Origin of the sequence: Nostoc sp. 'Lobaria pulmonaria (5183) cyanobiont' (genome assembly GCF_002949795.1) — a bacterium.
GTDB lineage: Bacteria > Cyanobacteriota > Cyanobacteriia > Cyanobacteriales > Nostocaceae > Nostoc.
Genome location: NZ_CP026692.1, coordinates 4,245,131 through 4,259,044, shown reverse-complemented (window position 1 = coordinate 4,259,044; position 13,914 = coordinate 4,245,131). Strand labels below are relative to the sequence as shown.

Annotated in this window: 12 protein-coding genes and 1 pseudogene; 2 read left to right on the top strand and 11 right to left on the bottom strand. The window is 42.4% G+C overall.

The window, feature by feature from the left end; all coding sequences use genetic code 11:
• Positions 1-45 precede the first annotated feature (45 nt).
• On the bottom strand, positions 46-2,664 hold the full coding sequence (leuS, locus tag NLP_RS18730) for a leucine--tRNA ligase (protein ID WP_104907706.1): 2,619 nt from the start codon (positions 2,662-2,664) through the stop codon (positions 46-48).
• 190 nt (positions 2,665-2,854) lie between these two features.
• Between leuS and NLP_RS18725 the strand changes: the two genes are divergently transcribed.
• Positions 2,855-3,310, top strand: coding sequence for a gamma-glutamylcyclotransferase family protein (locus NLP_RS18725; RefSeq protein WP_104907705.1), 456 nt, complete (start codon positions 2,855-2,857; stop codon positions 3,308-3,310).
• A gap of 16 nt (positions 3,311-3,326) precedes the next feature.
• On the opposite strand, the gene NLP_RS18720 is transcribed toward NLP_RS18725, so the two are convergent.
• From NLP_RS18720 to NLP_RS34240, 3 genes are all read right to left on the bottom strand, one after another.
• Complete coding sequence (locus NLP_RS18720; protein ID WP_104907704.1) at positions 3,327-3,941, bottom strand: anti-sigma factor family protein; 615 nt, start codon at positions 3,939-3,941, stop codon at positions 3,327-3,329.
• A 157-nt stretch (positions 3,942-4,098) separates the two neighbouring features.
• Positions 4,099-4,755: a sigma-70 family RNA polymerase sigma factor gene (locus tag NLP_RS18715; RefSeq protein ID WP_104909929.1), complete on the bottom strand. Its 657-nt coding sequence runs from the start codon at positions 4,753-4,755 to the stop codon at positions 4,099-4,101.
• Between the two features lie 365 nt (positions 4,756-5,120).
• The gene (locus NLP_RS34240; RefSeq protein ID WP_199784648.1) at positions 5,121-5,273 is read right to left on the bottom strand and encodes a hypothetical protein; all 153 of its coding nucleotides are present in this window, start codon (positions 5,271-5,273) and stop codon (positions 5,121-5,123) included.
• A 279-nt stretch (positions 5,274-5,552) separates the two neighbouring features.
• Here NLP_RS34240 and NLP_RS36145 point away from each other — a divergent pair, with 279 nt between their 5' ends.
• On the top strand, positions 5,553-6,569 hold the full coding sequence (locus tag NLP_RS36145) for a L,D-transpeptidase (RefSeq protein WP_442946627.1): 1,017 nt from the start codon (positions 5,553-5,555) through the stop codon (positions 6,567-6,569).
• Here NLP_RS36145 and NLP_RS18700 read toward each other — a convergent pair whose 3' ends face one another.
• From NLP_RS18700 to NLP_RS18670, 7 genes and pseudogenes are all read right to left on the bottom strand, one after another.
• Complete coding sequence (locus NLP_RS18700) at positions 6,570-7,130, bottom strand: late competence development ComFB family protein (RefSeq protein WP_104907703.1); 561 nt, start codon at positions 7,128-7,130, stop codon at positions 6,570-6,572.
• Positions 7,131-7,273: 143 nt separating this feature from the next.
• A pseudogene (locus NLP_RS18695) lies at positions 7,274-7,438 on the bottom strand (late competence development ComFB family protein); the annotation flags it as partial.
• Between the two features lie 121 nt (positions 7,439-7,559).
• Positions 7,560-8,495: a M23 family metallopeptidase gene (locus NLP_RS18690; RefSeq protein WP_104907702.1), complete on the bottom strand. Its 936-nt coding sequence runs from the start codon at positions 8,493-8,495 to the stop codon at positions 7,560-7,562.
• A gap of 528 nt (positions 8,496-9,023) precedes the next feature.
• The gene (locus NLP_RS18685) at positions 9,024-9,722 is read right to left on the bottom strand and encodes a DevA family ABC transporter ATP-binding protein (protein ID WP_104907701.1); all 699 of its coding nucleotides are present in this window, start codon (positions 9,720-9,722) and stop codon (positions 9,024-9,026) included.
• A gap of 88 nt (positions 9,723-9,810) precedes the next feature.
• The gene (devC, locus tag NLP_RS18680) at positions 9,811-10,983 is read right to left on the bottom strand and encodes an ABC transporter permease DevC (protein ID WP_104907700.1); all 1,173 of its coding nucleotides are present in this window, start codon (positions 10,981-10,983) and stop codon (positions 9,811-9,813) included.
• A gap of 118 nt (positions 10,984-11,101) precedes the next feature.
• Positions 11,102-12,301 carry an ABC exporter membrane fusion protein gene (locus tag NLP_RS18675; RefSeq protein WP_199784647.1) on the bottom strand — a complete coding sequence of 400 codons (1,200 nt, stop codon included), beginning with the start codon at positions 12,299-12,301 and terminating at the stop codon, positions 11,102-11,104.
• Positions 12,302-13,184: 883 nt separating this feature from the next.
• Positions 13,185-13,883 (bottom strand): DevA family ABC transporter ATP-binding protein, encoded by a 699-nt coding sequence (locus NLP_RS18670; protein WP_104907699.1) that lies wholly within the window; start codon positions 13,881-13,883, stop codon positions 13,185-13,187.
• Positions 13,884-13,914: the final 31 nt, after the last annotated feature.

The following is a 13,914-nucleotide window of genomic DNA, read 5'->3' as shown; positions in this document are numbered from 1 at the left end:
TAAATTTAAACCCTCAATTTGCCACAATTTTATGCAAAGCTGTACTTAGCTAACTACAAAATTCACCAACTTTCCAGGCACTACAATTACCTTTTTAATCTCTTTACCTTCGATGTAACGCTGGGCAATTTCTGATTCACGGGCATATTTCTCCAACGCGGCTTTATCTGCTTGTGCTGGTACTTGAATCGAGCCGCGAGTTTTACCCATAACTTGAATCACTAAAGTGATTTCATCAGCAACCAAAGCAGCCGGGTCAAATGATGGCCAAGTTTGAGTATGAACTGAATCACTTTCACCCAATAAATGCCACAATTCATCAGCAATGTGTGGTGCAAAGGGTGCTAATAATACCACTAAAGTCCAAATACCTTCTGCGTAAATTGGTGAACTTTTGCCGTTGGCATCAGTTAAGGCATTACTCAACTTCATCAATTCTGAAATAGCTGTGTTGAATTGATATTCGTCTTCTACGTCTTCTGTCACCGCTTGAATAGCCGTGTGAATTGCCCGCCGCAACTCCTTTTCTGCTTTAGTTAAATCAGATTGGGCTTTCTTACGGGATACCCCAGCCGCAACATAATCTGTCACCAAACGCCAAACCCGATTTAAAAAGCGGAATTGTCCTTCCACATCGGCTTCATCCCATTCCAAATCTTTTTCTGGCGGCGCTTTGAACAAGATGAACATCCGCGCTGTATCTACACCGTATTTAGAAATTACATCTTCTGGTGCTACACCGTTGCCCTTTGATTTAGACATGGTAGCGTAGAGACGTTGCAATGGTTCACCTGTATCGGGGTCACGGGGGTCGGCTGAATTTACCAAATTAGAAGGAATCCATTTATCTTTACCACCCTTATTAGGATTTAGGTAAGTTAAACCCTGCACCATACCCTGAGTTAACAGGCGTTGGAAGGGTTCATCAAAGTTTAACAAGCCTCTGTCCCGCAGAACCTTAGTAAAGAACCGCGAATACAACAAATGTAAAATCGCGTGTTCAATCCCACCCACATACTGATCGACTGGCATCCAGTCGTTTATTTTACTGGAATCGAAAACCTGTTGTTCATTCTTAGCATCAGGAAACCGCAAAAAATACCACGAGGAATCAATAAAAGTATCCATCGTGTCAGTTTCACGCTTTGCCGGAGTGCCACAAGTTGGACAAGGTACATTTACCCAGCTTGACAATTGAGTCAAAGGTGAACCACCACGTCCAGTAAATTCCACCTCTTCTGGCAACTGTACTGGCAAATCTTTGTCAGGAACTGGTACTATCCCACAGTTGGGACAGTGAATTACAGGTATCGGTGCGCCCCAGTAACGCTGCCGCGAAATCAACCAATCCCGCAAGCGATATTGCACCCGCACTTTACCAAAATCTTGTTGTTGGGCGTATTCAATTATTGCTTGTTTAGCATCTGTGGAAGTCATACCAGTAAAAGCCCCAGAATTAATTAAAATTCCTGGTTCAGTGTATGCCTGATTGTATTCAATTTGAATGAGTTGGGTAACTTCATCAATCTCTGATGTTGGGGTTAAGTCAAAACCTGTAACATCATCCGGGGAAACGATGACAAAATCAACTGACAAATCGTAATTTTTGGCAAACTTAAAATCCCGGATATCGTGTGCTGGTACACCCATAACTGCTCCAGTACCATACTCATACAGTACATAGTCAGCAATCCAAATCGGCACTTCTTCCCCTGTAAATGGGTTAATTGCCTTACCACCTGTGGGGATACCCCGCTTCGGTTTATCTTCAGAGGTACGTTCCAACTCACTTTGATGGGAGACTTCTTTAATAAAGGCTTCTACCGCTGCTTGTTGTTGTTTTGTAGTGACGCGCTTTGTTAAGGGATGTTCTGGTGCTAACACTAGGTAGCTTACACCATAAACTGTATCTGGGCGTGTGGTGTACACTCCGATTTTTTCATCTATCCCAATGATGGGAAATTCTAAGTAAGCGCCTGTAGATTTGCCAATCCAGTTTGCCTGCATCGATTTGACGCGTTCCGGCCAACCTGTCAATTTATGCAAGTCATTGAGCAATTCTTCGGCGTAGTCGGTAATCTTGAAAAACCACTGGCGTAATAATTTACGCTCAACTATTGCCCCACTGCGCCAAGAACGTCCTTCGTTATCAACTTGCTCATTTGCCAGTACAGTTTGATCGATAGGGTCCCAGTTTACAGCTGCTTCTTTTTGATAAGCTAACCCCGCTTGCAAAAACTGTAAGAAAATCCATTGTGTCCACTTGTAATAATCTGGTGAACAGGTAGCAAGTTCGCATTCCCAATCAATGGATAAACCAAGACGCTGCAATTGTTGCCGCATCTGAGCCATATTCTGATAAGTCCACTTTGCTGGTGGTACACCACGGTCAATAGCAGCGTTTTCTGCTGGCAAGCCAAAGGCATCCCAACCCATTGGGTGTATTACCCGATACCCTTGCATTCGCTTGAGGCGGGCAATCACATCGGTAATCGTATAATTACGGACGTGACCCATGTGTAGGCTGCCCGATGGATAAGGAAACATGGAAAGAGCGTAGAATTTTGGCTTGTTGCTAACTGTCGGTGTTTTATCTAAGCCAAGTTCTACCCATGTTTTTTGCCATTTTTCCTCAATTGCTGCTGGGTTATATCGGGAATCCACCAAAAATTCTCCTACTGGGTCTACGTCATTTACTATGTCAACCTATATATGTTGACATAGCAGGTTAATCTAAATATTGTAGGTCAACTACTCATAGATTTATATATATCAGTGCGGTTGAGAAGCAGTCTAATTATGCTCAAACTGCGACCCTTTCAGAGATCGCAAGAGTTATTTGATGAAGGTTTAAATGGTTGAATCAAATATAAAATTTTCTGATTTGGTGAGGGTTTTTGTCTACGGCACGCTCAAACCAGGTGAAGCTAACTATAAAAGATACTGTAGTGGCAAAGTAGTTGATGTCAAAATAGCTCTTGTACAAGCCAAATTATTTGCTCTGCCAATGGGCTACCCAGCGATGACGCTAGGGGATAGCCAAGTTTACGGATATTTACTCTCTTTTTCCAACCCAAAGATTTTAAATGAGCTAGATGTGCTGGAAGATTACCAGCCCAATAGACAAACCCCAGAAAACCTCTATAATCGACAAATTATCGAGGTTTATGAGCCACAGTCGCTATCTCTTAGTTGGGCTTGGGTTTATTTAATGACTTTAGAGAAAGTTGAGCGATTAAGAGGATTCCTCCAGCCTGGGGGCTGGTGGAGCGGCTGTAGTTTAACCCCAAACTACAGTTATGATCTGTAAACTGTTAACTTTGCGATTAGTTTATGTCCTGTTTGGGGTCGTGTCGTTGCGGCTGTACCTGATAAATTGAATTTTCTGGAGAGGCTACTGCTGCTTTCGGAATTTCAATTACCGGGTTATTTAGTCCCACCATCAGCGGCGAAGGCGGAACTATAGATGCTGAGGACGTTTGTATAGGTTCTCTTTGTGGTCGTTGTGCCAGTTGCGGCACCATCGAACCACTACCTACTAAGCCAGATACTGCACCGATTACACAAGCAGCAACGGCCGCACCTCCCACCATCCAGTTTAAACGGGAGCGACGGCGCAAACGTGTCAATACTTGCTGAACTGTTTCTTCTGGCGACTGTTGGGCTGCTGGCACTGGGAGCGTCCGCAAGCCTTGGCGCAGCTTTAACAGTCGAGCATACAAACATTGAACTGAGGCATCATTTGCCAGCCATTCTTCTACTTGCTTGCGTTCGGTGGCTGTGACTTCACCATCGAGATAAGCACTCAATAACTCGAAGCGATCGCGCTTCACCATATTCATAAGACCCGTTGATTCATTGGTATGCTTAGCCATTCCATCTGACAAATCTTGAGGAAGTTGCAAAGGAGAACGGTCGTAAAACTGAGAATCAGTAGTCATCTTAACATTATTACCAATTCATACACGGGTAAACTGGGCGCAAATTTCGGGAAAATTAGCCAATTCTCCTCTTAAAGGCAGAAACAATCTACGTCTTTCTAGTAATTTTTAATCTATGCTTAAATTCTGCCATTGGGCAGAGGCAAGATACTGTAAATTAGGAGTCTAGATAATTCTGCAAGTGGGCTTGCAACCTCGATCTAGCTCTGGCTATTCTTGACTTCACAGTTCCTAGAGAAACTCCAGTGATTTCGGCAATTTCTTCATAAGCCATGCCTTCGATTTCTCTGAGGACAATAGTAGTACGAAAAACTTCTGGTAAATCCGCGATCGCTTCTTGCAATTGCTCGTAAAATTCTCTAGTTGTCAGTTCTTCCTCAGGACCTGGGGTATCGCCAGCGATTTCCCAATCCATCTCGCCGTCCTCTAAGGAACGGGGAGCATCCAGTGACAAAGGACTCATAACCCGCTTGCGTTTCCGTAACTCGTCGTAAAACAAGTTCGTGGCAATGCGGCTTAACCACCCCCGAAATTTAGCAGGCTCTTGTAATCGGTTAATATTCCGATACACTCGAATCCAAACTTCTTGAGCCAAATCGGCTCTGTCAGGCCAATCTGGAGCCAAGTGGTATAGAACTCGATCGACTTGACTTTGATAGCGGCGTAATAGTTCCGCAAAAGCAGCACGATCTGGTCGCAGTCCGGCTTGACAGCGCAAAATTAAATCGTGGTTAGGGAGTTTGTCAACTTGCACTGATGCTTCTGGATACTTTGCATCAACCGTTGACCAGGATACAGTAATCGATTGACTCATAGATCGTACTGGCTCTAAATCATCCCTATCTATTAGACCTGCTAATAGGACAGAAGTTCCACGCTCAGGTGACGGATTGATGACTGGAACACTGAAGCATACAATTTTGGATATATTTATAGCAATAAGCAGAGCCACTTTTCCTTATACTGCTCCCATAGTTGCCTAAGACCGATCAACGAACAAAGGTACGCTCTAAGGCACATTTTAGTACTTTTAGCAACTGGGTATATACGCTTGCTCGAGATAATTAAATTTGGCTATAAAAATGAAGATAAAATTTTGTAATTCTAACTTCTTGATACCTTTAAAATTCGGGTAATAATTTCTGGAAGTTAGGTGGCTGTGGTTGCTAAGATGGTGATTTAATTTTTTGATTTCGTTACCAGAATAGTTGCTGATTGTTCTGCTTGTGGCCCGAAGGCAGCACTAGAGTTATGTTGCTCTGGTACGCGAACTTGAAAAAAGAAATTGAGGGAAAATGTAATTGTTACGGCTAGCAATAGTTTTTCAAACATGATTTTTCATCCACCCACACCATTAATGATTGATTGCTACATTTCAAGAGTTCCACCAAAAAGTCCGAGGAGAGGCTTACGATCCTCAGAACTTTTGACGAATGAGGTTGCTCGCTTGGAATTTTGCCGATGGGACAATTTGCATAGTCTTAGTTTGCCCAGAGGTGTTGGCAGATTTACAGCGGAAATGATAAGTATTGATAAATTTTTGATAATCGGATGATGAACTCATCTAATTACTCGGCTGGATATGTCAGGGATAAACAATAGGCGATGGCAATGGTAAGAAACGAATCTGTAGGGCGTATGGTAATGCTGCTTTGTTTTGGCACAGCATTTTTATCCTTAGCTGTCCATTGGCGCATTAGTACGGCGGAACGGCAGTATGAGAAGTCTGCATCTACTTTGATGCGGCGAGATTCTACCCGAACTAATCTTAAGGGAAGCCGGCTAGAGGGAGTCTACAAGAATCTTTCCCAAGTGAGTTTGGGGGAAATTGCGCTGGGTGGATCTGTGCCACTTGATGAAGTTACCCAAGGCTCGACTGTCCAGAGGACGTTTACACCAAAGTCCTCTGCTATTAAACCTAAAACTAAATCAAAAATAATTAAGAAGAATCTAGCTAAAACAACTACTCGTAGGGCTTCTACACTCAAGTCTTCTATTATTGAGTCGCAAATAATTAAGAAGAATCTAGCGAAAGCAACTATTCGTAGGGCTTCTAAACTCAAGCCTTCTACCATTAAGCCCCAAACTATTAAGAATAATGTAGCTAAAGCAAGCGACCTACCAACTCAGACGCGGCTGGTGGGACAAGAAAGACAAAATCCAGTTGCGGATAGTTGGCCAAAAGGTCTGTGGTCTCAGGCTTCAGCCCAACAAATACCATCTAATAGGCTGGCAAATGTCAAGACCCAAGTGGTAGTTGATTTAAGCGATCGCCGCACTTATGTATACGCAGGAGATGAGGTGATAGCCAGCTACCCGATTGCTGTCGGTAAGAAAGGTTGGGAAACCCCCACAGGTTCTTTCCAGGTGATCCACATGCGACACTATCCAATCTGGCGTCACCCAATTACTGGCAAAGTATTTCAGGCTGGTACAGATAGTCCCTTGGGCGATAGATGGATTGGTTTTTGGTCAGATGGACGGAATGAAATTGGCTTTCATGGCACGCCGGATATTGACCTGGTAGGAACGGCTGTATCCCACGGCTGCCTGAGAATGCGTAATTCTGATGTCCGATTGTTATATGAGCAAGTGAGTATAGGGACAAAAGTGTTAGTACGTGATTAATTAAGAGTCGTTATCATTTGGCTTGTCATTTTGCTCAAAATTAGGTGCGTATGTTTGGAGTAAAGCACTAACTTGGCGTACAACCTCATTGCCAGTGTTTTTGCCCAAGGCTTGCCGTTCTGGGAAGAAATGGGGTCGATCGAGGTAACGGTTAATCGCCTCACTTATTTGCTGAGAAATTAAGTCTTGCAGTTGTGCCTGAGCTGTTTGGCGCTGGAAGTTAGCACCCTCTTCTGTAGTAGCATACAAAGGTGGTAGGCGGTTGAGAGCGTAAGCAGCAATATCCCCGACATCTAGAGAACTTTCGCTGGTGGCTTCAATTTCTGCGACTCGTGCGATCGCTTCCGTCAGTACCAATTCTTCCATCACGTTAATGAATTGTTTGCGAGGTACCGCCACTACCTCACCAGTTAATAGTGCACCCATCAGCCGATCCAGCGCCATATACTCTTCAATTGAAAGTTCCGAGGCATTGTCACAGATTCTACCGACTTCTGCTTCCATTGCTGGTGTCAAATAACCATCCTGGAGAGCTTGTTCGACAATTTTTTCGATACTCATAATGCTTATCATTATTTATGTTAGCCAAGCAAGGTAGGGACGGTATCAATCCAATTTATTTTGGGTAATTCTCAGCAAAAAATACACAAATTATCCACAGACACGATCAATTCCGCCTCTACTATTTAACGACCTTAGTCCTCCACTACCTCACCATTCAATAGCGCACCCATCAGCCGATCCAACGCCATATATTCTTCAATTGAGAGTTTCGAGGCGTTGTCACAGATTATACCGACTTCTGCTTTCATTGCTGATTTCAAATAACCATCCTGGAGAGCTTGTTCTACAATTTTTTTGATACTCATAACGCTTATCATCATTTATGTTGACTAAGCAAGGTAAAGACGGTATTAATCCAATTTATTTTGCCTAATTATCAGCAAAAAATACACAAATTATGCAAAGACGCGAGCAATTGCGCCTTTACTAGTTAACGACCTTAGTTCGCCAAGGTGTTGGATCAACAGATTGTCCGTTGACATACAGACCCCAGTGTAAATGTGGCCCGGTAGCAGCACCTGTTGAACCTACTGCGCCAATTAATTGACCAGCTTTCACAAAATCACCTTCTTTAACGTTAATACGACTCAGGTGCATGAAAATACTGGTTACTCCTTGACCGTGGTCAATGCCAACTACGTTACCGTGTATCCGAAATCCTTGGGATACCCTACCTACCAAAGCAACTCGCCCAGAGGCTGGGGCAATTACCGGTGATCCGGCAGCACCAGCGTAGTCAAGACCACGATGATAGTAGTCTTTTGCAAATGTACCATTATAGTAGCGACGTACACCATAGTTTGTACTCATCCGCCCTGCATTTGGCTTCAGGAATACTCCATTCCAATACTTTTTTGGTGTTTGTAGCGCCTTAAAAGCTGCCACACGCTTGAGTTCATACTCTGTGGCATCCACTCCGGCTTTGCCAGGTGGCAAAGTAATGTGTTGTACGGGGAATTTGCGATTAAGCACATTCACTGCCAAGTTTTTAACTTGACCATCCCCTGCAACCCGAAGTGTTCTAGTTCCAGTTTTTTCTAGTGGAGTTGTGGGAACAAATGCCCGATACTGATTGGGTGCAATTTCAAAGGCTGGGTATGTATTTTTACCACTGGCTACTGTTGGATTTGTACGATTCTCTGGGTTATCTAGATTAATCACCACCGAGAGTGTATCCCCTAATTTAGGATTAGTTGGAATCACCTTTACTTGCAAAGCATCTACAGGCAATGCCAAGGCGAGCGGGAGAACAGCAAATATTCCCTTTAACACATTTATTGCATGGCAATTGGCTGTCAAAGTTTTGACATCAAAACCGAGCAAATTTTTGTTTGAACTACTAGCGCTATTCTCAATAATCATAGAACTACAAAAAATCCCTTGCTTGTATTGGAAAATAGATTAGCTTATTATCGCTAGTTTTCCCGTTGGAAGCCAATGTTGTTGACAACCATAAATTTTTGGAAATTCTCCCGTTACTTATGGATTGCAAGGGCAAATCATTTTATCTGTAATTTTAGAAAATTGGTCTTAACTCTAATAACCAAGGTATATGACATTAGCAATGAGCATAAAATTTAACTGTGATTACATAAATAATACTTGAAGGAAATCTTGGAATCAACTAGACACTTTTTCAACTGGACACTAATATCACATTGTTGGGTTGAAATTGATATAGGGAAATTACTTAAATTAGATTAAGTAAGTCGCTGAGGATAAATTAAACTATATATACTAGTCACTAGTCGTAAATATTTTAAAATTTACTGATAATAGGCTTTAATTGCCAAAAAATTGTGACACTAAGGCAGAAATGCGAGTTTGCCACGCCACACTTAAGATTTACTTTATAAAGCAACTCTGAATAATGGAATACGCTAATTAACTTTAAGCTGATAGTATTACTTTTGACTTGAGTTTGCCATCTTCCATGTGAACGATGCGATCGGCAATGTCTAGGATACGGTTGTCATGAGTAACCATCAAGATGGTACAGCCTTGTTCTTTTGCTAGTTTTTGCATGAGATTGACTACATCTCGTCCTGATTGACTGTCAAGGGCGGCAGTGGGTTCATCTGCGAGGATTATTTGAGGATGACTAACTAAAGCACGAGCGATCGCTACTCGTTGTTTTTGTCCCCCAGACAGTCGATCGGGATAGTAATGCAAATGATTTCGCAATCCTACTTGCTCTAACATTTGGGCTGACCTAGCTCGCATTTTTTTTAACCCAAGATGTTTGTGCAATTCTAAAGCCATTTTGACGTTTTCGAGTACCGTTAAACTACCATGCAAGTTATGTCCTTGGAAAATATAACCGTTATGGCGTCGCGCTTGCACTAGTTCTTCAGCACTAGCACCACAAAGTTCTCGTCCCAACACCTGCAAACTACCAGATTGGGCAGAACGCAATCCACCCACCAAGGTCAACAAGGTAGTCTTTCCAGAACCAGAGGGCCCAGTCATGATAATAATTTCACTGGCATTAATCTCTAAGTTGATATTACATAAAACTTGCTTGCGGAGTGAGCCGTGACCAAAGTGGTGGTCGAGATTCTGGATGGAGATGATGGATTGACTAGTCATAAATAGATCGATTACTCGTGACGATCGTCATTGGTCATTTGTCTTTTGTCCTTTGCAAATAACCAATGACCAATGACAAATGACAAATTTAAAACATATCAGCAGGATCGGTGGCTTGGAGTTTGCGGGTGGCGATCGCACCGGAAATTGTACACATAATGATTGTCAGTACTAACACCTGCAATGCTTGAATCGCAGTCATGTACATGGGCAAATTTGTAGCACTGCGAGTCAGTTGATAAAGCACTAAAGAAACTCCCAATCCAGGGAAGAAGCCCAGTGCTGCTAAAATCAACGATTCTTCAAGCACCACACCTAGCAAGTAGTAATTGCGATATCCCATTGCTTTGAAGGTGGCGTATTCTCGAACATGGGCATTAACATCGTTAGAAAGGACTTGATAGACGATGATCACGCCGACCACAAACCCCATTGATACACCTAGACTGAAAATAAACCCAATTGGGGAATTTGTTCTCCAAAAGTTATTTTCAAATTCAATAAATTCGGCGTGGGTTAATACTCTGACATCATCTCTGAGGTAGGCTTTGAGCATTGCTGCTACTTTTTTCGGTTCATAACCTGGTTTCAGAAGAATCAAGCCTAGACTGACACTGCTGGACTGTCGCCCAGAAAATAGCCGCAAAAAATTTTGATCGCTGGTAATCAGGTTGCCATCAAAGCCAAAGGAAGCCCCGACTTGGAATAAGCCACTAATGGTAATTGTGCGCCGTTCTATTTCGGTAGTCAGGGTTTTACCTTGGTCAATTTGAGCGATCGCTTTTTGATAATCTCCTCTTGCACCACGATCGAACAACACGGTATCCGGCATTTTGATCGCTTGCAATTGCTGGTTAACATCTGGTAAGTCAAAGGCTGGCTTGTCTGGGTTAAAGCCGATAACTAACACCCCTGTCTCACGGTGTGTTTGGGGATTCTTCCAGATTGTGTTGTTGAAATACATTGCTTGGGCCGACTTCACCCCTGGTATATCCATTGCTTGGTAAAGTCGCCGCCGAGAAAATGTAGACAAGCTTGCTAAGTTACGGGCTTGGGGACTGGTTAAAACAATGTCTGCTTGCAAACTGCGATGTAGTCTGGTGTTACTGTCATACAGCGCAGTCTGAAAACCTAGCTGCATGAACATCAGAAGATCCGCAAAGGCAATGCCTGATAATGCCACTAAAAGACGGCTTTTTTCATGATTTAGTTGCAGCCATCCTAGAGGAGTTCGCCGTCGCAGTTGTTTGAGCAATCCCATCATAAGAAGTGGGGAGTGGGGGGATGAGGGGACAAGGGAGATGAGGGAGTAAGGAAGTAACGAAGAAGAATTAATAACCAATGACAAATGACTAATGACTAATGACTAATGACAAATTTCACAATTCAATTACTGCCTTAACTTGCATATTGGTTAAGGTAGCGGCTTTTAGGCTGGAAGCTTTATCTAGTCGGATGTGGACTTCTACTACTCTGTTGTCGATATTGCTGACGGGATCTGTGTTAATAACATTCTGCCGTCGCACTTGCAAGCCTTTGCGATCTACAATTCCCTGCAATTCAATTGGCAGGGAATCACCAAATACTTGCACTTGCTGCCCTGAATGCACTTTGCCGATATCGCTTTCGTAGACTTCGGCGATGACATACATCTGGCTGGTTTGTCCAATATCTGCAATGCCATCATTTGATACTAATTCCCCAGGATGGGTATGGATCTCAAATACCTGTCCATTTTGGGGCGATCGCACTACAGCCTGTTCGAGATTAACTTTTGCCAGATTCATGGCTGCTAGGGCACGATTGATTTCTGCTTTAGCAGCTTCTACATCCACTCCGCGCACTTCGGCGATTTCATCAAGTATTGCTGTGGCTTGTTTAACTTGTTGCTGACTAGTTGATTGGGTACGATTTAACTGTGCTTGGGCTTCTTGTAGGCTTTTTTGGGCGGTTTCCAAGTTTAAACGCTTGCTATCCCGTTGGGAGGCGGAAATTGCACCCTGTTGATCTAGTTGCTGATAGCGTTCGTCTTCTGCTTGGGCGTTACGCACTTCGGCTTGAAATCGCTCAATTGTCGCGGCTTGGGTATTAATATCACCTTGGTGTTCTGCTTTTAGACGAGCGATCGCAGCTTTTTGGGCGGCAATTTCACCGCGTTTAGCACCTGCTTGAGTGCGGTTTAGGTTTGCCTGGGCTACTTTCACTTGTTCCTGTGCCTCTTTAAATGCCGCTTGCAAGCGATCGCAGCTGTTCAAAATTGCGATCGTCTGTCCTGCCTTTACCCTATCACCCTCCTTCACTAACAACTTTTCTACCCGACTTCCTTCCGCAGACACCGCAGCAGACAGTTTAATTACCTTTCCCTGTGGTTCGAGTCGCCCTAAAGCTGTTACTGTTTTTAACTGTGGCAATTGTGTTGCTGGTACTTGTGCCTCTTGATTGGCATAATTTTGCCCGCGTTTTACTATATAAAAACTTATTCCGCCAACTAATAAAGATATAGTTATACCTATAGCAACGGATGGACGCAGAATAGACTTTGGGAACGTTCTGTACCCTAGCTTTGAGTTTCGCACCATAGATTTACCTCTTAACTAGTGGCGCAGAAAAAATAAAAAGAACAGATTAGGCTTTTCTCCGTACTTATTTGCTAATTCATACTTTTTTAGTTAGTCATTTCTTGTTGATTTATCACTTACAAGTCCATCGCAAAATTGTAAAATGTTGATATTTTACTTAGATAAACCTCATCTATGTTGAGAACCGTAGTTTTTGCCCTCACCCTAAATCCCTCTCCCAAGTAGGGAGAGGGACTTCTTTCCGGCTCCCCTTCTCCCAAGTAGGGAGAGGGATTTAGGGTGAGGGTTTTTCTATTCATACAGAACTACGGTTTTCAACGTGGACGCAGTTTAATGTTATTTAGATGGATAGAAAAATAACAAATCATTCTACTGATTGAGAAGTTAAGTTTCCTAGTAAACTACCTTTGGTTTCTGAAAGTACTTAGGTATAATAAACCGTTTTAAAAATTCGGGTTGTAACAGCGCCAACAATCATAATCAAATTAATTAAATAAAATAAGTATTTTTTGTCAAAGTTATGAACAATTCCAATTAATGTCAAGTTTTGATGATTTCCTTTATGTAAAAAGCAGATTGTGTTTATAATAATAGTAAATCTAAAGAATCTAATTAGATACCAATTATGTCTATCTAAAAATTAAAGTAATTTACACACAGAAATTATGAAGTTTTTATCCAATACTTTCAAAAGTTAAGGAATATTTAAAATTTCTCGTTTGGATGCAATACGGAGTAGTAAATTTAATCTAAGATGGGTGGTTAAAAACTTATTAGACATCTCCAAAAAATAATGTAGAAACGTGGCACTGCTACGTCTCTACAAAGGCTCTGGATAAAGCATATTTAATTTCACCAGATATCTGTTGGAAGACCTAGCAGCCTAACTAACTGCAAGAACAGCACTGTCATTTACTAACTTGCCATCTTCCATGTAGACGATGCGATCGGCAATATCTAGAATGCGGTTGTCATGAGTAACCAAGAGAATGGTACAATCCTGTTCTTTAGCTAGTGTTTGCATCAGGTTGACCACATCTCGTCCCGATTTACTGTCAAGAGCGGCGGTAGGTTCATCCGCTAAGACAATTTTAGGACGACCAACTAGAGCACGAGCGATCGCAACTCTTTGTTTTTGTCCCCCAGATAAATCATCAGGATAATAATTCAGGCGATCTCCTAATCCTACCTCCTCTAATATTTGGGCTGACCGGGTTTTCATTTCTGCTGGCGAAATATTCTTATGTACTTCCAAGCCCATTCTGACGTTCTGGAGTGCTGTCAGGCTACCATGCAAGTTGTGTGCTTGGAAAATATAACCGTTATTACGTCGCACCTGGGTAAGTTGTGCTTTATTAGCACCACAAAGTTCTTGTTCCAATATCTGCAAACTACCAGATTGGGCAGAACGCAAGCCGCCTGATAAGGTGAGAAGTGTAGTTTTACCAGAACCAGAAGGCCCAGTCATAATAATAATTTCGCCAGCGTTAATATCCAGGTTGATATCAAAGAGAACTTGCTTGCGGAGTTTACCATGACCAAAATAGTGGTCGAGATTTTTAACAGAAATTACAGGAGGCATAGCAATTTTAGATTTTAAATTTTTGATTTTA

Excerpts from the sequence above, each read along its gene's own strand:
- NLP_RS18725 (WP_104907705.1), top strand. The coding sequence starts at position 2,855 with ATGGTTGAATCAAATATAAAATTTTCTGATTTGGTGAGGGTTTTTGTC.
- NLP_RS18720 (WP_104907704.1), bottom strand. The coding sequence starts at position 3,941 with ATGACTACTGATTCTCAGTTTTACGACCGTTCTCCTTTGCAACTTCCT.
- NLP_RS18715 (WP_104909929.1), bottom strand. The coding sequence starts at position 4,755 with ATGAGTCAATCGATTACTGTATCCTGGTCAACGGTTGATGCAAAGTAT.
- NLP_RS34240 (WP_199784648.1), bottom strand. The coding sequence starts at position 5,273 with ATGTTTGAAAAACTATTGCTAGCCGTAACAATTACATTTTCCCTCAAT.
- NLP_RS36145 (WP_442946627.1), top strand. The coding sequence starts at position 5,553 with ATGGTAAGAAACGAATCTGTAGGGCGTATGGTAATGCTGCTTTGTTTT.
- NLP_RS18700 (WP_104907703.1), bottom strand. The coding sequence starts at position 7,130 with ATGAGTATCGAAAAAATTGTCGAACAAGCTCTCCAGGATGGTTATTTG.
- NLP_RS18690 (WP_104907702.1), bottom strand. The coding sequence starts at position 8,495 with ATGATTATTGAGAATAGCGCTAGTAGTTCAAACAAAAATTTGCTCGGT.
- NLP_RS18685 (WP_104907701.1), bottom strand. The coding sequence starts at position 9,722 with ATGACTAGTCAATCCATCATCTCCATCCAGAATCTCGACCACCACTTT.
- devC (WP_104907700.1), bottom strand. The coding sequence starts at position 10,983 with ATGGGATTGCTCAAACAACTGCGACGGCGAACTCCTCTAGGATGGCTG.
- NLP_RS18675 (WP_199784647.1), bottom strand. The coding sequence starts at position 12,301 with ATGGTGCGAAACTCAAAGCTAGGGTACAGAACGTTCCCAAAGTCTATT.
- NLP_RS18670 (WP_104907699.1), bottom strand. The coding sequence starts at position 13,883 with ATGCCTCCTGTAATTTCTGTTAAAAATCTCGACCACTATTTTGGTCAT.